General features: G+C 29.5%; 17 protein-coding genes. 12 read left to right on the top strand and 5 right to left on the bottom strand.

The genetic code is table 11. The annotated features are described in order from the left end of the window. Nucleotides 1-110: 110 nt before the first annotated feature. Nucleotides 111-1,166 (bottom strand): asparaginase domain-containing protein, encoded by a 1,056-nt coding sequence (locus tag VLK81_RS09290; RefSeq protein ID WP_324620368.1) that lies wholly within the window; start codon nt 1,164-1,166, stop codon nt 111-113. A gap of 13 nt (nt 1,167-1,179) precedes the next feature. After that, nucleotides 1,180-2,283, bottom strand: coding sequence for a rod shape-determining protein RodA (gene rodA / locus VLK81_RS09285; RefSeq protein ID WP_324620367.1), 1,104 nt, complete (start codon nt 2,281-2,283; stop codon nt 1,180-1,182). Nucleotides 2,284-2,518: 235 nt separating this feature from the next. Here rodA and nth point away from each other — a divergent pair, with 235 nt between their 5' ends. The 7 genes from nth to VLK81_RS09250 all read left to right on the top strand — a co-directional run bounded on the left by nth (nt 2,519) and on the right by VLK81_RS09250 (nt 9,074). Then, nucleotides 2,519-3,178, top strand: a complete 660-nt coding sequence (nth, locus tag VLK81_RS09280) for an endonuclease III (protein ID WP_324620366.1) — start codon at nt 2,519-2,521, stop codon at nt 3,176-3,178. Continuing rightward, nucleotides 3,165-4,580: a VanW family protein gene (locus VLK81_RS09275; RefSeq protein ID WP_324620364.1), complete on the top strand. Its 1,416-nt coding sequence runs from the start codon at nt 3,165-3,167 to the stop codon at nt 4,578-4,580. The genes nth and VLK81_RS09275 overlap by 14 nt, the downstream gene beginning before the upstream one ends. A gap of 2 nt (nt 4,581-4,582) precedes the next feature. Then, the gene (locus VLK81_RS09270) at nt 4,583-5,968 is read left to right on the top strand and encodes a VanW family protein (RefSeq protein WP_324620363.1); all 1,386 of its coding nucleotides are present in this window, start codon (nt 4,583-4,585) and stop codon (nt 5,966-5,968) included. A gap of 92 nt (nt 5,969-6,060) precedes the next feature. Further along, the gene (locus VLK81_RS09265) at nt 6,061-7,515 is read left to right on the top strand and encodes a C69 family dipeptidase (RefSeq protein WP_324620362.1); all 1,455 of its coding nucleotides are present in this window, start codon (nt 6,061-6,063) and stop codon (nt 7,513-7,515) included. A gap of 9 nt (nt 7,516-7,524) precedes the next feature. Beyond that, a complete protein-coding gene (locus VLK81_RS09260) occupies nt 7,525-7,995 on the top strand; it encodes a tRNA (cytidine(34)-2'-O)-methyltransferase (RefSeq protein ID WP_324620360.1) in 471 nt (156 codons plus the stop codon). Nucleotides 7,996-8,181: 186 nt separating this feature from the next. Further along, nucleotides 8,182-8,463 carry a LysO family transporter gene (locus VLK81_RS09255; protein WP_324620359.1) on the top strand — a complete coding sequence of 94 codons (282 nt, stop codon included), beginning with the start codon at nt 8,182-8,184 and terminating at the stop codon, nt 8,461-8,463. A gap of 23 nt (nt 8,464-8,486) precedes the next feature. Further along, entirely contained in the window at nt 8,487-9,074 is a 588-nt protein-coding gene (locus VLK81_RS09250; protein ID WP_324620358.1) for a lysine exporter LysO family protein, read from the top strand. Nucleotides 9,075-9,121: 47 nt separating this feature from the next. Here VLK81_RS09250 and VLK81_RS09245 read toward each other — a convergent pair whose 3' ends face one another. Then, nucleotides 9,122-10,942, bottom strand: a complete 1,821-nt coding sequence (locus VLK81_RS09245; protein ID WP_324620356.1) for an ATP-dependent helicase — start codon at nt 10,940-10,942, stop codon at nt 9,122-9,124. A gap of 146 nt (nt 10,943-11,088) precedes the next feature. On the opposite strand from VLK81_RS09245, the gene VLK81_RS09240 reads away from it, so the two are divergent. From VLK81_RS09240 to hemZ, 5 genes are read left to right on the top strand one after another with little or no spacing between them, the layout of a single operon-like run. Next, a complete protein-coding gene (locus tag VLK81_RS09240) occupies nt 11,089-11,883 on the top strand; it encodes a nitroreductase family protein (protein WP_324620354.1) in 795 nt (264 codons plus the stop codon). Between the two features lie 9 nt (nt 11,884-11,892). Continuing rightward, a complete protein-coding gene (gene map / locus VLK81_RS09235; protein WP_324620353.1) occupies nt 11,893-12,645 on the top strand; it encodes a type I methionyl aminopeptidase in 753 nt (250 codons plus the stop codon). Between the two features lies 1 nt (nt 12,646). Further along, nucleotides 12,647-13,906: an alkaline phosphatase family protein gene (locus VLK81_RS09230; protein ID WP_324620352.1), complete on the top strand. Its 1,260-nt coding sequence runs from the start codon at nt 12,647-12,649 to the stop codon at nt 13,904-13,906. Nucleotides 13,907-13,916: 10 nt separating this feature from the next. Then, nucleotides 13,917-14,519, top strand: a complete 603-nt coding sequence (locus VLK81_RS09225; RefSeq protein WP_324620350.1) for a peptidylprolyl isomerase — start codon at nt 13,917-13,919, stop codon at nt 14,517-14,519. 3 nt (nt 14,520-14,522) lie between these two features. Then, the gene (hemZ, locus tag VLK81_RS09220; protein WP_324620349.1) at nt 14,523-15,983 is read left to right on the top strand and encodes a coproporphyrinogen dehydrogenase HemZ; all 1,461 of its coding nucleotides are present in this window, start codon (nt 14,523-14,525) and stop codon (nt 15,981-15,983) included. 143 nt (nt 15,984-16,126) lie between these two features. Here the strand turns inward: hemZ and VLK81_RS09215 are convergent, their stop codons facing one another. Further along, a complete protein-coding gene (locus VLK81_RS09215; protein ID WP_324620348.1) occupies nt 16,127-20,161 on the bottom strand; it encodes an FtsX-like permease family protein in 4,035 nt (1,344 codons plus the stop codon). 6 nt (nt 20,162-20,167) lie between these two features. Beyond that, nucleotides 20,168-20,869, bottom strand: a complete 702-nt coding sequence (locus VLK81_RS09210; RefSeq protein ID WP_324620346.1) for an ABC transporter ATP-binding protein — start codon at nt 20,867-20,869, stop codon at nt 20,168-20,170. Nucleotides 20,870-21,097 lie beyond the last annotated feature (228 nt).

Genomic DNA, 21,097 nt, shown 5'->3' with positions numbered 1-21,097 from the left:
TTATTGATATTTAATTTAATTTTTTAAAAGCTACTTTAAGGAGCTAAAAAGGAAATAAAAAGGATGCCTACTTTTTTATAAGCTTAGCATCCCTAGTAGATCTAATTTAATTAGTGCCTTTCAACTATTTTCTCAAAGAAAATATTTTTATTATTTATAAAGTCGTATAATTCATCATTATTTTTTGTGATAGAAAGGCCAGTGTGTATTTTCATATATAGGTTTTCTAGTGATATATCATAAACTGGATAGACAATACTAGACTCTTTTATTTTTTCAATTGATTCATAAACTTCCACCCCACTAGTAAGTTCTCCAATAAATAGTGGAATATTATATTTTTCACATCTTTTTATAAGAGTATTTATAGACTGATCTATATTTATATCCTGAGAGTTTACTGTTCCTGAGTGATAAACTCCGCAGCAAATAGCATCTATATTTTCATCTATTTGGAAATAGTCATATCTAAGTCCTGTATATGGATGAATTAAAATAACATTTTTATTTAAATTAACCTTTATATCTTTGGTATTTTCATTTTTAGTTACTTCTTCAAGAGAAGGAGAATATTTGCTTGTATTTATATAAAAACTTCTAGATTCCATAATCCCAAATCTAACATTTTTAAAACTTTCATAGGCATCTATTACTTGATTCATTTGTTTTACTCTAGAACCTAAATGTACTTCCATAATTCCGTTAAAATTTTTGTAAACTACAAAAACACCTGTGGCTTTTACATTTTCTATAAAGTCAATTGCTGCTACAAAGTTATCCACGCCATTAGCCTTTGGATTTGTAAGCGGATGATTGGAAGATACTATTACAATAGGAACTTTCTTATCTGAAATTGTAAGACTCAAAAGGTTTGATGTGAATGATAAGGTATCCGTTCCGTGAGTTATAATAACTCCATCATATTCTTTGAAGTCCTTATTTTCCAGATATTCAAGTAATATATTTAGATTTTCTAAGGTCATATTTTCAGAAAGAGTGTATATTGGTCTTTCTCTATCAAGGACAAGCTCATAGCCCTTAAGTCTATCTTTTACTATATCGAAATCATAGATTTTCTTTGAATCTTCTCCAGATAAACTTCTAACCTTACTATTAGAACAGGTTGCAAATGTACCGCCAGTTTCAACTACAAGTATTTTTTTCATTTTTTCCTCACTTTTAATTAAAATCAAGTTTTTGTCTTTCTATATTTACATTGAGTACTAATCCTATTGCAATAAAATTAATTAACTGAAAAGTTCCCCCGTGAGACATAAAAGGAAGAGGGATTCCCGTTACAGGCATTATTCCTATAGTCATACCAATATTTTCAAATATATGGATAAGAAACATACTAGCTATTCCCATTACTAAATAGGAACCATAAGGATCTTTGGCATTTTCTGAAATCTTTACAAATCTATATAACATATTTGTGTAAAGGGCAATAAGTAGGCTTGAACCAATAAATCCAAGCTCCTCTGCTAATACTGGGAAGATGTAGTCTGTTTGCTTTTCAGGAATAAAATTGTTTTGAGTTTGAATACCTTTATACAGGCCTCTACCAGTTAGCTTTCCACTTCCTATGGCAATTTTCCCTTGCATAGCTTGAAAACCAGTCCCTGCTATATCTCTAGATGGATCAAGAAAATTTTTTATTCTATCTTTTTGATAACCATCTAAAAAATTGTAAATAATAGGTAGAGATAAAATTCCAGAAGCAATAATGCCTACAAAATAAAATATATTTAGGCCAGCTGAAAAAAGCATTACAGCTATTATAAATGTTGTAACAAAAGCTGTACCAAAGTCTTCTTTGGCGATTAAAGCTATAAGGATTAGCTGGGGAGTAAGTACTTTTAACAGTACAAGTGGTTTTGAGATGTTTTTCCTATTATCTTCAAGGGACCTTGCAAATGATATTATCATTCCGATCTTTACAAATTCAGATGGTTGGAACTGAATAGGACCAAGAACCAACCAGTTATTAGCCCCCCAAATTTCTTCACCTTTTCCAAAAAGAGTAACCAAGACCATTAGTAGTAGTGAAATGATATAAACTATCTTATTAAGATTTTTTATAAAATCATAATCTAGTGAGATAATAATTATACTTACAAAAACTCCTAAAATTGATGCTATTACTTGTGATTTAATAGGATTATAGCTTAGACTTAAAGAAGCTGAGTTTAAGACAATTAGACCTAAAAGCGTTAGCATAAGTATTGTTATTATTAATATAATATCTATTTTAAAGAAATTTTTCTTTCTAAAGTTAAACATAAGTGCCTCCTAGCATCTAGTATATCAAATAAGATGGTTTTATAAAAGATAAAATCTATATAATTAATAGTTTTTAAAGATGGGTATAATAAAAGATAAAGTTTCGTTTATTACAAAATTGTAATGATAATTTTGCTAAAAAAACCTTGATTATTATTTGCTTTTTCTATATCATATATTTGAAGATATAATATTTTTAAGGGTTTAGTTTGTAATTTTAGGAAGGCATGATTTTTTGAGATATAAATTAAATAAAAAAGAAATAGAGATAGTTATTGAAAAGCTTAAAATTCTTTTTGAAAATCCTAGGACGGAGTTAAATTATAATTCTGATACCAATTTACTTGTAGCAACTATTCTTTCTGCTCAATGTACAGATGTTAGGGTAAACAAAACTACTGGGGAGCTTTTTAAGATTTGTAAAAGTCCAAGAGATTATGTAAATCTTGGAGAGGAAAAATTAAAGGAATATATTAAGCCATGCGGTTTTTTCAATACTAAGGCTAGAAATATAATTGCAACTTGTAAAATTTTAGATGAAAAATTCTCAGGCAAAGTTCCTTCAGATTTTAATGATCTTATTAAACTTCCAGGGGTTGGAAGAAAAACAGCCAATGTTGTAATCTCAAATCTTTTTGGAACTCCAGCTATAGCTGTAGATACCCATGTTTTTAGAGTTTCTAATAGGATTGGAATTACAAATGAAAAAGATGTATTAAATACTGAACTATCTCTTATGAAAAGACTGCCAGAAAAAGAGTGGATTAGTATGCACCATAGACTTATCTTACTTGGAAGAAGAATTTGTAAAGCTTCTAATCCTAAGTGTAGTCTATGTCCATTAAAGGATATTTGCCTTTATTTTAAAAGGAGTAGTATAAATGAAGAAAAGTAAGTTATTTGCTTTTATTCTTATTCTTATTTCAATTCAATTACTTGAAAGCTCTTGTATGAATTTTAAGCTGTCAGAAAGTAAAAATAGGGGGATAAGTCAAAAGAGTCTATCTAAAAGCGAGCTTTTGAAATCCCTTGCTATTTACAAGGGTTCAACCATTGAAGGAATTGATTTTGAGGGTAGGGCAAGATTAGAAGCAAAAAAAATACTTATAGAAAAATTTGATAAAGATCTTGACAAAAAGATTAATTTTATTCATGAAAATATAAGTATTCCACTTAGTTTAAGAGATATGGGCTTTTCCTATGATTATGATGAAAAAACATGGGAGGCTTTTAATTTAGGTAGAAGTGGAAGTGAAGAAGTTAGACTGGAATTAATAAATAGTATTTCTAAAAAACCAATTGATAGAAAACTTTCTCTAATAATAGATGATGAAAAACTAAGTCAAAGTCTTGAAAAAATAGCTGAAAATGTTAGAAAAGATCCAGTTCAAAATGGTTATACTTATGATTTTGAGCTTGATAAGATTATTGCTAAGGAAGGAGAAGGAGGCTACCAAACTGATTTAGAGACTCTTAAGGCTATAATAAAAGAAAAAAAGGATAGCCTAAGCGATATTGTAGTTCCAACTAAAGAGCTTACCGTAAATCCTGATAGTCAAAAAATTGCAGATTCTGTAAATACTGTAATTGGTAGTGGCGAAACTTCTTTTAATGCTGGTTTTTGGGAAAGAGCTGAAAATATTAGAGTATCATCTGAAGCTTTAAATGGTTATGTTATTGGACCGGGGGAAACTTTTTCATTTAATGGAGTTATAGGCGATACAACTAGCGATAAGGGTTATCAAGAAGCTATTGTTTTAGTTGGAACCAAGGAAGTTCCTGGTATGGGAGGAGGAGTTTGCCAAACTTCTACAACTTTATACCATGCAGCTTTAAAAGCTGGGCTTGAAATAATTGAAAGGCATCCTCATACTATGCTTATGTCATATTCTAGGGGAGGATTAGATGCTGCAATTGAAAATGGACTAATCGATTTAGTTTTAAGAAATCCATATGATTTTCCTGTACTAATAAAATCTTATTATGAACCTGGAACTGTTTATTTTGATATTTTAGGTGATCCAAACAAGGCCAACACATATTCTATATATTCAGAATTTATATCTGAAACTCCATTTAAAGAGGAGGACATCTTAGATAATAGCTTAGAGCCTGGAGAAAAGAAGGTAAAAGTTTGGGGAGTTAATGGATCAGGATATGCAGCATATAGGGAAAATAATAAAACTGGAGAAGATCAGTATCTTGGAGATACATGGTATCCAGTTATAAATCAAGTAAATTTAGTCGGTAGAGAAATAGAAAATACTGAAGAGCAAGTTGAAGGAAGCGAGGAATAGTATTGAAAAACAAGAGTAAATTAATTTTATTTATTCTAGCAGGAGTATTTTTATCTGGATGCTCACATGTTAGTAAAATTCCTAATGCTAAATCTAAAGATTTTAACAATAAAGCAGAGGCAAAGAGTTATAGTCAAGAGTCTCTTACTGATAGTGAGCTTGAAAAATCTTTAAATATTTACAAGGGAGTTACAGTTAATGGAATAGATATTAGTGATATGAATAGGCTTGTAGCTGTTAACGTTCTTAAGGAAAAATTTGAAAAGAATCTTGATGATAAAAAAATTAATTTTAAAAAAGGTGATGATGTACTAACTTATTCATTAAGAGATCTTGGCTACAGCTATGACTATGATAAGGCTACAAAAGAAGCTTTTAAATTAGGCCGAGGCAAGAGCGCTGAGGAAATAAAAAAAATAAAGGAAAATCCTGTTGATATAAAGATGGATCTAGTAAGATCAAAAGAGAAAGTTGATGAAATTATTGCTAGCATCAAAGAAAAATATGATGTAGCTGGCGGAGAATCTTACTATGTATATGATTTTGAAAATGGAAAGGTAGTTGCTAAGGCTGGAGATCCTGGTAAAAAAGTTGATCAAGAGAATTTAGTTCATATGATTCATAGAAATGAAAAAGATGGAGGAGATATAGAGCTGCCTATAATAGATGTTCAGGAAGAGCCTAGACAAGACCTTGCAGATAGGGTAAATGGAACAATTGGCTCTGCAGAATCTACATTTAATAGGTGGTTCTGGGCAAGAGCTGAAAATATAAGAGTTTCTACTGAAGCACTTAATGGAGCTGTTATTGGACCTGGAGAGACTTTCAGTGTCAATTCATTTATTGGAGATACCACTCCAGACAAGGGATATCAAGAGGCCGTTGTAATTGTTGGAGATAAGGAAGTACCAGGATATGGTGGAGGAGTTTGTCAAACCTCAACCTGTCTTTACCAGGCCGTTTTAAAAGCTGATCTCGAAGTTATCTTAAGATACCCTCACACTATGCTTATGAGTTATTCACCTGGAGGACTTGATTCTACTATAGAATATGGTCAGGCTGATTTAGTATTTAAAAATCCTTATGATTTTCCAATTGTTATTAAATCTTACTATGAACCAGGATATATATCTTTTTCAATAGAAGGAGATACTAATACAAAGAATTATAATATATCTATTTTTAGTGAGCTTTTAGATACAACTCCTGCAAAAACAGAGTATATTGATGATGATTCTTTAGAAAAAGGAGCTGAGGTCGTTGAAGTTCAGCCTCATGATGGAAGTCATTATAGAGCTTATAAGAAAAATGAAACTACAGGCAAGGTTGAAGTTATAGGAGATACTTGGTATCCAGTAATAAATGCAAAGATAAAGAAGAATTTGTAGAATATTAGACCGAATTTATTTTCGGTCTATTTTTTTTTATTCTACTGATATATAATTATTATGTAGAAAAATTTAACTTATGGAGGGATATTATGGCTTGTACAACAATTTTAATAGGTAAAAAAGCATCTTACGATGGATCTACTATTGTAGCTAGAAATGAAGATTCTGGAGCAGGTGCTTTTAATCCTAAGAAAATGGTTTTCTATAAAAGAGAAGAAAATTCAAGAAGATATAAATCAGTTTTATCTGACTTTGAAATAACATTAGAAGGTGGATCTTATTCATATATAGCTGTACCAAATGCAGTTAGCGGTGAAGGAATTTGGGCAGCCGCAGGAATAAATGAAAAAAATGTTGGCATGACTGCTACAGAAACTATTACTTCAAATGAAAGAGTTCAGGGAATGGATCCACTACTTTCAAAAAATAAAGAAACTGGTCTTTATAGTGGAATTGGAGAAGAAGATATGGTTAGCTTAGTTTTACCATATATAAATTCTGCAAGAGAGGGAGTTAAAAGACTTGGAAGAATTTTAGAAGAATATGGAAGCTATGAGATGAATGCAATTGCATTTCATGACCAAGATGAAATTTGGCTTCTTGAAACTATTGGTGGACATAACTATATAGCAAGAAAAGTACCAGACGATTCATATGTTGTTATGCCAAACCAACAAGGAATAGATGAATTTGACTTTGAAGATGCTTATGGAGAAGAAAAGAACTTTATGTGTTCAGCTTCCCTAAAAGAATTAACTGAAAAGTATCATTTAGATCTTTCTTTAGATGGGAAATTTAATCCAAGACTTGCATTTGGGTCTGATACAATTTTCGATAAGATTTATAACACTCCACGCGCATATATAATGCACACTTATTTCAATAAGGATTATTTAGATGAAAATAATCTAGATTATTTTTCAAACAATCTTCCTTGGGCATTAAAGGCTAGTAGAAAAATTACTATAGAAGATGTTAAGGAAATTCTTTCAAATCACTATGAAGGAACAAAATACGATCCATATATTGGCGAAAAGGCAAATAAAGTTTTAAGACCAATTGGTATAAATAGGAATAACTTTTTAGGAATCAGTCAAATTAGAGGATTTATGCCAGATGGACTTAAGTCTATTTTTCATTTAGCTTATGCTTCAAATGTATTCAATGGGCTTATTTCCCAGTACACAAGCGTTGATAGAGCTGAAGAATATTTTTCTAATACAGGAGATAAGGTTGACACATCAAGCTTCTACTGGACAAATAGGATAATTGCAGCCTTAGCAGATCCACATTTTAAACTTGCAAATGCTTTAATAGATTCTTATCAAAGAAAGATTAGAATTAATTCTCAAAGAGTAATTGCTGAAACAGATAAGAAGATATTGGAATTAAATGCTTCTAAAGAAGAAATGAAAAAACAATTAGAGGATGCAAATGAAAAAATAGCTATTGAAGCTAAAAAACTTACAGATGAATTTCTTTTGGAAATTTTAGATTTAGCTAGCAATGAAATGAGAAATAGCTTTTCACGTTCTGATGCCTAGGATTAAAAGATGCTAAACATTGTACTTTATGAACCAGAAATAGCATTAAACACAGGTAATATTGGTAGAAGCGCTGTTTTATCAGGCTCAAGACTTCACCTTATTCGTCCATTTTCATTTAGACTTGATGATAAGTTAATAAAAAAAGCTGGAATGGACTATTGGAAGAATGTAGATCTTGTAGTCCATGATTCTTATGATGATTTTTTAAAATATAAAAAAGATGGACGGCTTTTCTTTGCAAGCACTAAATCTTCTAAATACTATACGGAAGTAGATTTTAAAGATGGGGACTATATAATGTTTGGACCTGAATCTAGGGGAATTCCAGAATCAATTTTGTTTGATGATAATTCACCTGGGGTAAATATAAAAATCCCTATGATAGAAACGAGTTTAAGAAGCTTAAATCTTGCAAATTCTGTAAATATTATCTTATTTGAAGCTTTAAGACAATTAAATTTTCCACACATGAAATAAATCACTTAAAACATAAGAAGCCTTATTTATAATAGGTTTCTTATGTTTTATTAGTATAATAAAAACTATGAAAGATGGTCTAATTTTAAAGGATTATGAAATTTAAATAACTAAATGAAAACTATTGCAAGAATATTTTTTTTTTGATAAACTAAAATTATAGTATTTATAAAGGAGGATTTAGATATGATTAAATATTTGCTATTTTGTCTTGCTGGCGGATACATAGGACATAAATTTAAATTTAGTGAGGCAAAGGTTAGCTTTCTACAAAAACTTCAAACAGTTGCTGTCCTCCTCATATTATTTTTTATGGGAATTAATTTGGGATCAAATGAAAAACTCCTTTCAAATTTAGATATGTTAGGGTTTAGATCCCTAATCTTTGCTATATCTGGTATTATTTTTTCAATTGTTCCTGTAATTATCTTTGAAAAATTATTCATGAAAGATAAAAATGACGACTAAATTATCAGTTTGAGGAGAAAATTATGTTAACTATTATTTTATCTATTATTTTTGGACTTATAATTGGATATTTTATAGGGCCAATGTCTTTTACAGCATCTGGAATTGAAATCCTTCTTTGTGCCCTTCTTTTTCTTGTAGGTCTAGATCTTGGAAGAAGTGATGACTTACTACGTATTTTTAGACGTATGGGCAAGGAAACTATTTTTATTCCACTTCTTACAATAATAGGGTCTATTTTGGGGGGAGTAGTTGCTGGATTTGTATTTGGATATAATTTTTTTGAAGGAGCTGCATTAGGTTCAGGTATGGGGTGGTATTCATTATCTGGTGTAATTATTGAAAAATATAATCAAGAGCTTGCTGTTATAGCATTTCTTTCAAATATATTTAGGGAAGTTTTAGGTATAGCTATAGTTCCTATCGCAGCTAAAAAAATAAGCTATCTATCTAGTATTCCAATTGCGGGAGCTGGAGCTATGGATACTGTTTTACCAATAATTTCTAAAAATACAGACAACAAAACAACTATTATTGCTTTTTTTACAGGAGCTATTTTATCAGCGTCAATTCCTATTTTAGTTCAATTTTTTATAGGTTTTGCATATTAATTAAATTAGTAAAGCGAGGACATTTTTTGAAAATGAGTCCCCGCTTTTTATTTGCTTTTTTTCATTTTTCTAACTTCTTCATAAAATTCTGAAGGATAAATTTTATTGCCATTTCTAGTTTTTTGAGAAATTAAAAATAAAGATTCTTTTGCCCTAGTCATTGCTACATAGAAAAGTCTTCTTTCTTCCTCGAGTAGATCATCATCCAAAGAAGAATTTATACCTGGAAATTCATCCCTATTTAGATCAATTATAAACACACAGTCATATTCAAGTCCTTTAGATGAGTGAATCGTACTTAAATTTAAGCTTGATCTTTCACTTTGACATTCGTAAATAGACTCTAACTTTAGCTTTAAATCATCTAAGCTTTCTGTAGTTTTTGATATATCTAAAAGAGATTCCATTATTATATCGTATGTTCTTAAAGTGTTACTATCTATATTTAGTGAGCTTTTTAGGTACGATCTATAGTCAATTAAAAGGTCTATATTTAGAAGCCTTTTGTATAGGTTCAAATCTTTCATAAATTCAAATTTAGCCTTAATATCCTCTATGTTTTGGTATTGGTAGGATTTAAGCCCCTCAATATCTAGGAGTATATCAAATATATTTTCACTATTGTAAGAGGGGATAAATTTTAAAAAATCTTTTTTTAAATAGGCACCTAGCTTATAATAGATATTTTCAAATATTTCCTTGTCATAAGGTTTATAAGAAAATTCCAAAATATTTAATATATCTTTTAAAGATTGGCTTTTAAGATACTGAAATTTTTTATCAGATAGGGAGAAGTCTAATCCTTCTTTTTGGAGCTTAAAAATTAGAGAGAAGGCTGATATATTATTTCTATAAAGAATGGCTATTGTTTTGTTTTTTTCAATTGACTTTATTTTATCTACTATATATTTATCCCTTACCTCTAAATTTTTTGTCCTAACAAGTGTAATTGGTTTAAGACTATCTTTTACGCTAATAAATTCTTTTTCAAAACGGTTTTTGTTGGAGAGAATGAATTTACTTGAGACTCTAACTATATCCTTACTTGATCTAAAATTATCACCTATAAGATAGAGCTTGCAGTCCTTATAGGAATTTTTAAAAGCTAATATTTCCCTAGTGTCTGCACCTCTGAAACTGTAAATACTTTGGTCATCATCTAAAACCATAAAAATATTATTTAGGGGATAGGCAATAAGTTTTATTATTTCAAGCTGAATTTTAGATGTGTCTTGCGCTTCATCAACTTGTATAAATTTGGCCCTCTTTCTTACTTTTTTCAATAGCTTTTCATCTTTTTTTAGAATATTGAAAGAAAGGGAGAGCATATCGTCAAAATCAATTAGAAAATTATCCTCTTTAAATTTCTCATAAGCTTGGCATAATTTAGGAAAGTTTTTTAGCTTATTTGAATGCTTGTAGCTATTATAATCTATCATAGAATTTTTAATATATGAATAGGAGTTGAAAAACTCGTCTAAAAGCTCATCATCCATATAGGATGAATTCACATCAAAATATATTCTTCTAATTAGACTATATTTTGAAACATAATTATTGCCTTCTATTAGGTTGATTTTTCTTTTATTTGCTTTCATATAAGAACTGATTATAGAATAACTTAGAGCATGAATTGTAGAAAAATATGAATTTTTTTGGAATTTTTCCTTGTATCTTTCTCTCATATCCAGCGCCTGAGATCTACTAAAGGTTATGGACATTATTTCGTTTTCGCCTACGCCTTTTTTTATTAAATTTTCGATTCTATTTATTAAAACTGTGGTCTTTCCACTTCCAGGAACAGCTAAAACTAGGCATGGCCCTTCAAAATGGTTTACACAAGCTTTTTGAGATTCAGTAAGTTCCATTTCTCCTCCTAATAGTATTCTAACAGATAAAAAGTGAAAAATAAATTTTAATATAATAAGTTGGGTAATAATTAATTGAATTGAAGTAATTGTATGATTATAGTAAAATATTATATATAAAGAAAAAAATTGGAGGTAGTTTAGATATGTTAATGAGTGATTTTTTAGTGTCAAGAAGATCAATTAGGAGTTATAAAAATAAAAAGGTTGATAAGAAGGATTTAAAAGAATTAAATAATATAATTGCCGATGCAAATACAATTTCAAGTGATTTTTATTTCACAATAGAAGAAGATGCGAAAAGAGTATATGAAAGCCTTGATGGAAGTGCTGGTTACGGCGGAGTTATGATAAAGGCACCTATATATTTAGCTTTAAGAGTTAAAAATGAAGATATTAAAACTTATATTGAATCATCTTTTTACTTTGAAAAATTAATAACTGAGCTAAAGGGTCTTTCATTGGGATCTTGCTGGGTTACTCTAACTAATGTAGCAAAAGAAAAGCTAGAAGAAGCTATGGATAATGGTGGGGAAGTTAAATTTTTATTAGCTGCTGGCTATCCTGAAAGAGATTTTTCATTTGGTGAAAAGCCTTTTTCTTCTAAAATTGGAACTGATGAACTTGTATTTAATGAAAGTATAGGAAATAAAATTTCTGAAGATGAACTTGAATCTTTAGGACTTTTAGATTTATTCTATTATTTAAGATTTGCTCCATCTTCATACAATAAACAGCCAGTTAGATTTATTATAAAAAAAGATGGAATAATTGAAGCTTATCTAGAAAATGCAGATAACAATGATGGATATGTAGATGCTGGAATTATGCTTTATTATTTTGAAGAACTTGCAAAAACAATAGGATTAAGAGAAAAGTGGGATATAGAACCTAAAAAAATCTCAGAAAGTCTTGTATATATTGGAAAAATTGGAATGTAGGTTTATAAAATGATAATTATAAAAACTGAGGAAGAAATCGAAAAAATGAAATTAGCCGGAAAAATTCTGGTTAAAGTTCATAAAGAATTAAGAAATTTTATAAAATCTGGAATTTCCACTATGGATATAGATAATTTTTGTGAAAAGATTATTCTTGAAAACGGAGCGAAACCTGAACAAAAGGGGTATATGGGATATCCTTTTGCAACTTGCACATCAGTTAATGATGAAATTTGCCACGGTTTTCCATCTGATAAGGTTATTTTAAAAGATGGGGACCTTGTTACTGTAGATATGGTTGTTAATCTTGATGGCTGGTTAGCAGACTCTGCTTGGTCATATTTAGTGGGGGATGTAAGTGATGATGTTAAAAGGCTTTATGATGTAACTAAAAAATCTCTTTATGATGCAATTGCTATCGTTAAACCAGGAACTAGGCTTGGTGAAATTGGGGAAGTTATACAAAAGACTGTAGAAAAAGAAGGCTTTTCTGTAGTTAAAGATTTTGTTGGCCATGGAATTGGAAGTAATATGCATGAGGATCCTCAGGTTCTTCATTACAAAACAAAAATTAAAGGACCTAGATTACAAAAAGGAATGGTCTTTACAATTGAACCTATGATAAATATGGGAGAATATAAAATGAAAATGGATTCAAATGGCTGGACTTCAAGAACCTTAGATGGATCTATTTCTTGTCAATTTGAACACACCCTTGCCGTAACAGATGATGGGGTAGAGATAATTACTGAGCAGGACTAATATGAAACATAGATTAATTGTTTTTTCACTGGATGCCATAGCTTCAACAGATAGTTATATTTTCGAAAATCTTCCGGGATTTAGATTTTTAATTGAAAATGGAGCTTATGTAAAAAAAGTTAAGGGAGTTTTTCCAAGTTTAACTTATCCATCACATGCAAGTATTATATCTGGGAGGATGCCGAGCTCAACTGGAATTGTAAATAATCTACATCTTCAGCCTTCCAGAAAGAGCATGGACTGGTATTGGTATGAAAAGGATATTGAGGGGGATACACTTTTTAGAGCTGCTAGAAGGAAAAATTTAAAAACTTCGGCAGTTCTTTGGCCAGTATCCGCTAGAGGACTTATAGATTACAATATAGCTGAAATATTTCCAAATAGGAAGTGGCAAAATCAAATTATGGTTTCCCTAATGAATTCTAGCCTTCTTCCTTTATTAAAGATAAATAAAGAATATTCTCACTTGCTTGATGGATTAAATCAGCCCCAGCTTGATAATTTTGTCGAAGCAGCAAATACTTTTATTTTAAATAAATATAAGCCAGACTTATCATTTACACATTTTATTGCAGTTGACGATAAAAAACATCACTACGGCTGCAGTTCAAACGAAGTAGCCCAGGCTATAAAAACTTATGATAAGAGAATTCAAAATATGCTTGAGATTATTAAAAAGGATGGAATAAAAACGACTTTTGTAGTTCTTTCTGATCATGCCCAGCTTAATATTTCTAAGGGTATAAGACTTAATAATTATTTTGATAAAAATGGATATTTTAAAAAATATAAGGACGGAAGAATTAAATCTTATAGGGCGATTATGCATGAAGCTGGCGGAGCTTGCTATATTTATACTGATGGACTTAAACAAAATGAAATAGATAAAATAAAAAAAGATTTGGAAGATATTGGTAAAAAATATGACATTTTTGATAAAGTCTATGATAAAAAAGAAATAGAAGATTTTGGAGCTGACCCTTGTGCAACTTTTTTAATTAGTACAAAAGAGGGCTATTATTTCGATCAAAGCATAGGGGAAGATTTTTTCGTAGAAAAGCCAAAATATAAAGCAACTCATGGATTTGATCCAAATATAAAAGATTTTTCTGCAGTTTTATTTATGTATGGTGAGGGGATTAAAAAAGGTGCCAGTCTAGAAAATAGTGAACTTATAAATATAGCACCTACCATCTCTAAAATAATGGATCTAGGTTTAAGAGGGGCTGAAGCAAAACCTATAAGAGAAATATTAATTTAAGGAGAAATTGATGTTAGAACAATTAAGAGAAAAGAAAACAAATGATATTGTTGCTACTATTAAAACTAGACTTGGAGATATAGAAATTTTACTTTTTAAGGATAAATTTCCTAAAACTGTTGAAAATTTTGTAGGTCTAGCTAAAAAAGGCTACTATGATGGAATTATTTTTCATAGGGTTATAGAAGATTTTATGATTCAAGCTGGAGATCCAAGCGGAACAGGTATGGGCGGAGAGTCAATCTATGGAAAAGAATTTGAAGATGAGTTTGATTTAAATTTTAGAAATATCTATGGTTCACTTTCTATGGCAAATTGCGGACCAAATACTAATGGTTCTCAATTTTTTATTGTTACAAAGTCAAGTGTAGAAAAAGAAATTATTGAACAAATGAAGAAACTAGGAGAAGAAGGCGGATTTAGCGAAGATGTTATAGACGCTTATGAAAAGTTTGGAGGATGTTACTGGTTAGACTTTAAACACACAGTATTTGGAAGAGTTTTAAAAGGAATGGAAGTGGCTGAAGCTATCTCTAAAGTCGAAACTGATCCAAATGATAAACCACTTGATGAAATTAAAATAGAAAGTATAGAAATAGAAGAAATATTATAGGAAATGAACAGTATATATGTAAAGCTCACCGGTCATCACTATGAACACGATGTTTATGAGTTAATTAAATCTTTTGAGCCCGAAATATCAGTTAATTTTGTAGAAGAAGAATCGGACTATAGGTGTAAAAACTTTATAGAAAGTATTTTGGATAAAGGCAATAAAAAAGTTAAGACTATTTTTTACACTTCTAAAAATAATTTTAAAGAATATGTAAATTATTATGATGAAATTGAAGGATACCAAAAGATTTCAAATTTTGAATATAAATTAATAAAAAAGAACCTCTACACAGCTTTATCTGATGCTTTTAGGAAAAAATCGGAATGGGGAACACTTACTGGAATTAGGCCAGTTAAACTTTGCCGCCAGCTTGATAAAGATGGATTTAATGAAAGCGAAATAAAAAATCTTTTAGTGAATTTATTTGAAATATCTGAAAAAAATAGTGATCTTCTACTAGAAATCAAAGAAAATCAAGATAGCTATTTAAAAAATTATGAAGAAGGATTTTCTCTTTATATTAATATTCCATTTTGCCCTAGTAAATGCCTTTACTGTTCTTTTCCAACAGTTTTAAGTTCTAGGTATTTAGATAGGATTGACGATTATTTGGCTTTACTTAAAGAGGAGATAATTCATTCTAAAAATATTTTTAAGGATAAAAAAATTAAGTCTGTTTATATAGGAGGAGGTACTCCGACAACACTCAATAAGGATCAGTTAAAAGATTTAATCAAAACTATATATAGCGTTTATCCTAGAGAAAGTATTATGGAATTTACAGTAGAGGCAGGTAGGCCAGATACTATTGACCTAGAAAAGCTAAGTGTTTTACATGATCTAAAGATTGATAGAATATCTATAAATCCTCAGTCAATGAATGAACTAACTTTAGAAAAAGCACTAAGAAGGCATAGTCCATCTGATGTTGTAGAAAAATTTAAATTGGCTAGGCAAATTGGGTTTAATACTATAAACATGGACCTAATAATTGGACTTGAGGGAGATACTTTTGATAGCTTTAAGAATACTTTAAATGAGATAAAAAAATTAAGCCCCGATAACTTAACTATTCACAATCTTGCATTTAAAAAAGGTAGTAAAATCAAAAGAACAAAAGAAGATGAAAAGAGAGTTAATGAAATTAGAAAAATGTTCAACTACTCATTAGAATTTACAAAGGAAAATGGTTATCTTCCTTATTATTTATATAGGCAAAAAAATATGTTGGGAAGTTTTGAAAACATAGGATACTCAAAGGTATTTAAACAATGCTACTATAATATTATTAGTATGGAAGATAAGGAGTCAATTATTGGATGCGGAATGGCAGCTATGAGTAAGGTATATTTTAAAGATGAAGATAGGATTGAAAGAGTTTCTAATTTTAGATCTTTAGAAGAATATATGACAAGATTTAATGAAGTTATCAAGAAAAAGGAAGAATTATTTGAAATATAAAATTTTTAGTTAAAAAATTATATACTATTTAAAACTAAATATAAATAAACCCTTATAAAAATATCTAAATGAGAAAAATCTTCACATGATATTTTACCTATAAGGGTTTATTTTTTTATGGTATTTTAAGTTTTTTAAATTTTTTACTCTCCCGATTTAAGAGCTTCAACCATATCTACATTTTTAAGTTTAAAGTGCATAATGATCATAACTATAAAAGATAAGGAGATGGTGAACAAGGTGGTTATTATAAAATTACTTGTAAATACCCTATGATATAGCATTACATCATCTGGAACAATAATAGTAATTATAAACCAGTGCAAGGCTCTACCTAGTCCGTAGCCTAAAATTAAGCCAACAAGGGTTAAGATTCCTGCTTCTCTATAAATATAAGCTGTGACTTCTTCTGAATAAAATCCTAGAACTTTTATTGTAGAAAGTTCTGTTATTCTTTCTTCTATATTTATATTTGTTAGGTTAAACAATACTACAATAGCAAGAATTGAAGAAACTACAAGTATTACACCAACAACTGAATTTATAGCATCTAATAGGGCACTTATATTTGAACCAGTTTTACTTAGGTCCAAAACTGATTGAACTCCTTCAGTATTTATTATACTTGATATAAGTTCTGTTCTTTCTTCATTTGATATATTATTCAGCTTTACTAAAATTGAATTTGATTTTTCATCGCCATATATTTCATTATACTTTTCTTTTGACAAGTAGATATAATTTCCAATATAGTTTTCCGTTGTTTTATCAATATTTAATTTTCTATTTTCTCCATCTGTATCTTCATAGTCTAGATATTCTTTATTTGGAATAATTTTTTTAAGCTTTTCTGAAAGGATAATTTCTTCATCTGTTAAAGAAAGTTTATTTCCATCTTTTTCTCTAAGTGTAACAAAATTTTCAAATTTTTTTTCATCATTTGCTGACATTATAAATACATTTAGATCTGGTTCTTTACCTCTACTTATTTCTCCAAGTTTAAATCTAATATCAATATAAGAGCTTACTGAATCTTTTTTTGCGAGTTCTCTCTCAACTTTTTCTAAATAACCCTTATCTAAGTCATCATTTATGATTACATTTAGGTCATATTTTAAAAGCTCATCAAATTGTACAGGAAAGATGTTAGATACTGAATCTTTTATTCCAATTCCCATATATATAAGGGCAAAACATCCGGCAACGCCAACTATTGTCATAACCATTCTACCCTTATATCTAAATAGGTTCCTATAGGTTACTTTTGTTAAGAAGTTTAGTTTTGACCAAATTGGTTTTATTTTTTCTAAGAATATTCTAGTTCCGCCTTTTGGAGCCTTCGGTCTTAGAAGACTTGCAGCATTTTCTTTTAATGAACTATTTAAGGTTATTTTTATAGTTAATAAAATTAAAGAAATTGAAAGTACAAAAGCCAGTATTGAATATAGGGGATAAAACTTGTCCTTCATTGTATCAACTACATATCCTGATGAGTAGGCCTTAAAAATAATTTTCGTAATAAGGCTGTGGGCTAGATAGATTCCAACTAATGATCCTAGAATACTTGATATAAGCCCATAAATTAGATACTTGTATGAAATTTCTCTATTTGTAAAGCCAAGAGCTTTTTTAATACCAATTTGCTGCCTATCTTTTTCAACCATTCTCTTCATAGTAGTTGTTGTAACAAGCATAGCTATAAGATAGAAAAACACAGGAAATATCATGGAAAGTAGATCCATCCTTGCGGCATTAGTTCTATAAATATTTATAGCATGGTCATCATTAATAGTATTAATTCTATATTTTGGCGTATTTAATTTAGATATAGATTTCTTTGCATCTTTTATATCTTCTTCGCCTTTTTCTATATCATCATTTTTTTCAGAAACTTCTTTGTTGAACTTATCATAATTTTCTTCTAGCTCTTTTTGACCATCAAGAAGTTTTTTATATGCATCATGAAGCTTTGTATTGCCTTCATCTTCATTTTTCTTAAGTTCAAGCTTAGCATCTTTTATTTTGCTTTTTCCATCTTCGAGTTTTTTTCTAGATTCTTTAAGCTCTTTTTCACCATCCGCTAATTTTTTATAAGCACTTTCTTTTTCGCTACTTAATTTTTTATAAGAATCAAGATATTCTTTTTTACCCTTTTCTAGATTATCTTTAGCATTTTGAAGTTTTATTTCAGATTCTCTAAGCTTATCTTCTTCAGGCTTAAATTTTTCTTCTATTGTCTTATAGCCTCCATCTAGCTCAGCTTTTCCTCTATCTAACTCTTCCTTAGCCCTATCTAATTTTAGCTTAGCATTTTTTAATTTTTCTTCTCCAGCCTTTTTTTCCTTCTCGAGTCTTTTTTTGCCTGCTTCTAGCTTTATAAGACCATCTTGGTAGTCATCTTCATATGCTTTTAATTTAATTTTAGCTTCCTCAAGAGCTTTTTTTCCTTCATTTAATTCTTCTCTAGCTTCTATAAGTTTAGCTTTAGCTTGATCGAATTCTAAAATTTTAGTTTTTATTTCACTTATATTTTTTTCAAGCTCAGCTTTTGCTTTTGTTAACTCATTAACTTTAGCCTCTAAAGCTTCAATTTTTGCTTTGATTTCTGCTATTTTTATGGGGTCAGTTTCACTACCTAATTGAGACTTTAACGCCTCGATTTGAGATTTTAAGCTATCGATATTTTTAGAAAGATTAACTAATTTATTTTCTAGATCAGGAAGGACAGAAGACCTTAAGTTCTCTATTATAGGTTCATTTTCACTTAAAGCTTTTTCTCCAGCTTCTAATTCTTTTTCCTTTTGATTTAAATAAGCCTCTTTACTTTCAATCTCAGCTTTGGCCTTTTCTATTTCAGTCTTAGCTGAATCGAGTTTATTTTGTGATGAAATAATTTCATTTTCAGCACTAGCTATTTTCTCATCAAATTCTCTTTTTCCATTTTCATATTCTATAAGCCCATCTTGATACTTTTTTTCTCCAGCTTCAAGATCTTTTTTTGCTGAATCCAGCTTACTAAAGGCCTTTTTCTTCTCTGTTTCAAGGAGATTTTTACCATCGACCAGTTTTTTAAGACCATCTAAATATTCCTTTTCTCCATCATCAAGTTTTATCTTTCCTTCTTTAAGCTTTTCTTCAGCATCAGAAAATTCTTTATCAGCCTTTTGCCTATTTTCTAAAAGTTCTTTTTCCCCATTTTTTAACTTCTTTTCTCCATCTATAAGCTTTTTTTCCTCATTTGAAATTTTATCTTTAGCTTCTAATATTTTTTTATCAAAGTCATTTTTATTATCTTCATATTCTTTAAATCCAGCTTCCAAATCACTAGCTGCATCCTGAAGTTTTTTCCTATTATCCTCAATTGTTTTTTTAGCATCTTCAAGTTTTTTTTCGTTTTTTTGAGTTTCTTGGAATAATTCATCTTTTATTTCTTTGAGTCTATCTTTAGGCCTATGGGAAAAAAGATTAGAAAGTTTCTCTTTTTCATCATTTGTATAATTTCTATACTCATCTGAGATTTTGGAAGAAAAATCTTTTTTTAAGTAAATTCTAGCTATTTCAAAACCCTCATTTGCAAAATTTTCTCCAGAAATTACGCCAAAAGCATCAACTTCTCCCTTTCCAAATATGGAAGAATTTTTTATAAATACAGATAGATTTTCAGGGGACAAGACCTTTCCTACAACTTTATATTCAGTCCTATTTAGAGGCTTGTCATTTTTTTGAATTTCAAAATATTCAAGATTTAAATTATCTCCAATATTTATGTCAAAATTACTATTATAGTCAATAGCAATTTCATTTTTAGCTTCTGGCATCCTTCCTTCTTTAATTTCATATTTAATAGAATCTTTTTCATAAGAATAAAGCCTAATCATATTTTCTGTATCCATTATCTTTACATCCACAAATCTACCTAGAGAAATATTTTTAGCTTCATCAAAACTCTTTAGTATTTCTTCATCCTCATTATTAAAGGAGTAGGTTTGAGTTAAAGTTATATCAGGTTCATTATGCTCTATAAGATATCGGTCCAGACTCAGTCTCATATTTTCGCCTGTAATAAATAGACCAACAACAACTAAAGCACCAAGTAGAACCATAGCAAATAAAGATATAAACCTAGTTTTAGACTTAAAAATCTCTCTTATGGTTTCAGTTTTTAATGCTTTTTTCATTTTTACCTACCATTCTATATCTTCTATATCTTTTAATTTTTTATTAATCTTAATATCTCTAATCTTAGCATCATTTATTTCAATAATTCTATCTGCAATAGGAGCAATTGCCTTGTTGTGAGTGATTATAATAACAGTTGAGCCATAAATTCTAGATTGGTCTTGAAGCAGCTTTAAAACTTCCTTGCCAGTAGTATAATCTAGAGCTCCTGTTGGTTCATCGCATAAAAGAATTTTTGGAGATTTCGCTATTGCCCTTGCAATAGAAACCCTTTGCTGCTCTCCACCAGAAAGCTGTGAAGGAAAATTATTAACCCTATCCTTTAAGCCAACTTTTTCTAAAGTTTCCATAGGATCCTTTGCATCAGAAACAATTTGTGAAGCAAGTTCAACATTTTCAAGAGCAGTTAGATTAGGAACAAGGTTATAAAATTGAAAAACAAAACCCACATCTTCTCTTCTATATTTAGTAAGGGCCCTATCATTTAGTTTTGAAATTTCTTTCCCATCTACAAAAATTTCTCCTAGACTTGGCGTATCCATACCTCCTAGTAGGTTTAATACAGTTGATTTACCTGCACCTGAAGGGCCAACAATTATTGTTAGTTCACCTTTTTCTATCTCAAAACTAATATTATCATTAGCTACAATTTCAGTTTCTCCCATTTTATATATTTTTGATATGTTTTTTACTTCTATATAAGGCATTTTACAACCTCCTTTTTAATAATTATACCACAGATATGACCTATATAAACAAAAACTAATAAATGTTACAAAAATTTAATATTTTCTAATTCTTGAAAAAATATGTGCAAAAAATGTAAAATTATTAATAAATTTGACCTTAAAATTATTGTTTTTAACTATTTTGTAACATTTGATCTCTAAATTATCAAATATACTATGCAATAATAAAATATTCTATAAATTATA

The sequence above is a fragment of the Citroniella saccharovorans genome, from assembly GCF_035481615.1.
Classification (GTDB): domain Bacteria; phylum Bacillota; class Clostridia; order Tissierellales; family Peptoniphilaceae; genus Citroniella; species Citroniella saccharovorans.
The sequence above is the reverse complement of the archived record's forward strand: the minus strand, read 5'-3'. Positions and strand labels throughout refer to the sequence as shown.

Bases quoted from the DNA above. Each gene is read 5' to 3' on its own strand.
- rodA (WP_324620367.1), bottom strand. From the start codon at position 2,283: ATGTTTAACTTTAGAAAGAAAAATTTCTTTAAAATAGATATTATATTA.
- VLK81_RS09210 (WP_324620346.1), bottom strand. From the start codon at position 20,869: ATGCCTTATATAGAAGTAAAAAACATATCAAAAATATATAAAATGGGA.
- VLK81_RS09240 (WP_324620354.1), top strand. From the start codon at position 11,089: ATGTTAATGAGTGATTTTTTAGTGTCAAGAAGATCAATTAGGAGTTAT.
- VLK81_RS09255 (WP_324620359.1), top strand. From the start codon at position 8,182: ATGATTAAATATTTGCTATTTTGTCTTGCTGGCGGATACATAGGACAT.
- VLK81_RS09230 (WP_324620352.1), top strand. From the start codon at position 12,647: ATGAAACATAGATTAATTGTTTTTTCACTGGATGCCATAGCTTCAACA.
- VLK81_RS09290 (WP_324620368.1), bottom strand. From the start codon at position 1,166: ATGAAAAAAATACTTGTAGTTGAAACTGGCGGTACATTTGCAACCTGT.
- VLK81_RS09225 (WP_324620350.1), top strand. From the start codon at position 13,917: ATGTTAGAACAATTAAGAGAAAAGAAAACAAATGATATTGTTGCTACT.
- map (WP_324620353.1), top strand. From the start codon at position 11,893: ATGATAATTATAAAAACTGAGGAAGAAATCGAAAAAATGAAATTAGCC.
- VLK81_RS09265 (WP_324620362.1), top strand. From the start codon at position 6,061: ATGGCTTGTACAACAATTTTAATAGGTAAAAAAGCATCTTACGATGGA.
- VLK81_RS09245 (WP_324620356.1), bottom strand. From the start codon at position 10,942: ATGGAACTTACTGAATCTCAAAAAGCTTGTGTAAACCATTTTGAAGGG.
- VLK81_RS09250 (WP_324620358.1), top strand. From the start codon at position 8,487: ATGTTAACTATTATTTTATCTATTATTTTTGGACTTATAATTGGATAT.
- VLK81_RS09275 (WP_324620364.1), top strand. From the start codon at position 3,165: ATGAAGAAAAGTAAGTTATTTGCTTTTATTCTTATTCTTATTTCAATT.
- VLK81_RS09260 (WP_324620360.1), top strand. From the start codon at position 7,525: ATGCTAAACATTGTACTTTATGAACCAGAAATAGCATTAAACACAGGT.
- VLK81_RS09215 (WP_324620348.1), bottom strand. From the start codon at position 20,161: ATGAAAAAAGCATTAAAAACTGAAACCATAAGAGAGATTTTTAAGTCT.
- hemZ (WP_324620349.1), top strand. From the start codon at position 14,523: ATGAACAGTATATATGTAAAGCTCACCGGTCATCACTATGAACACGAT.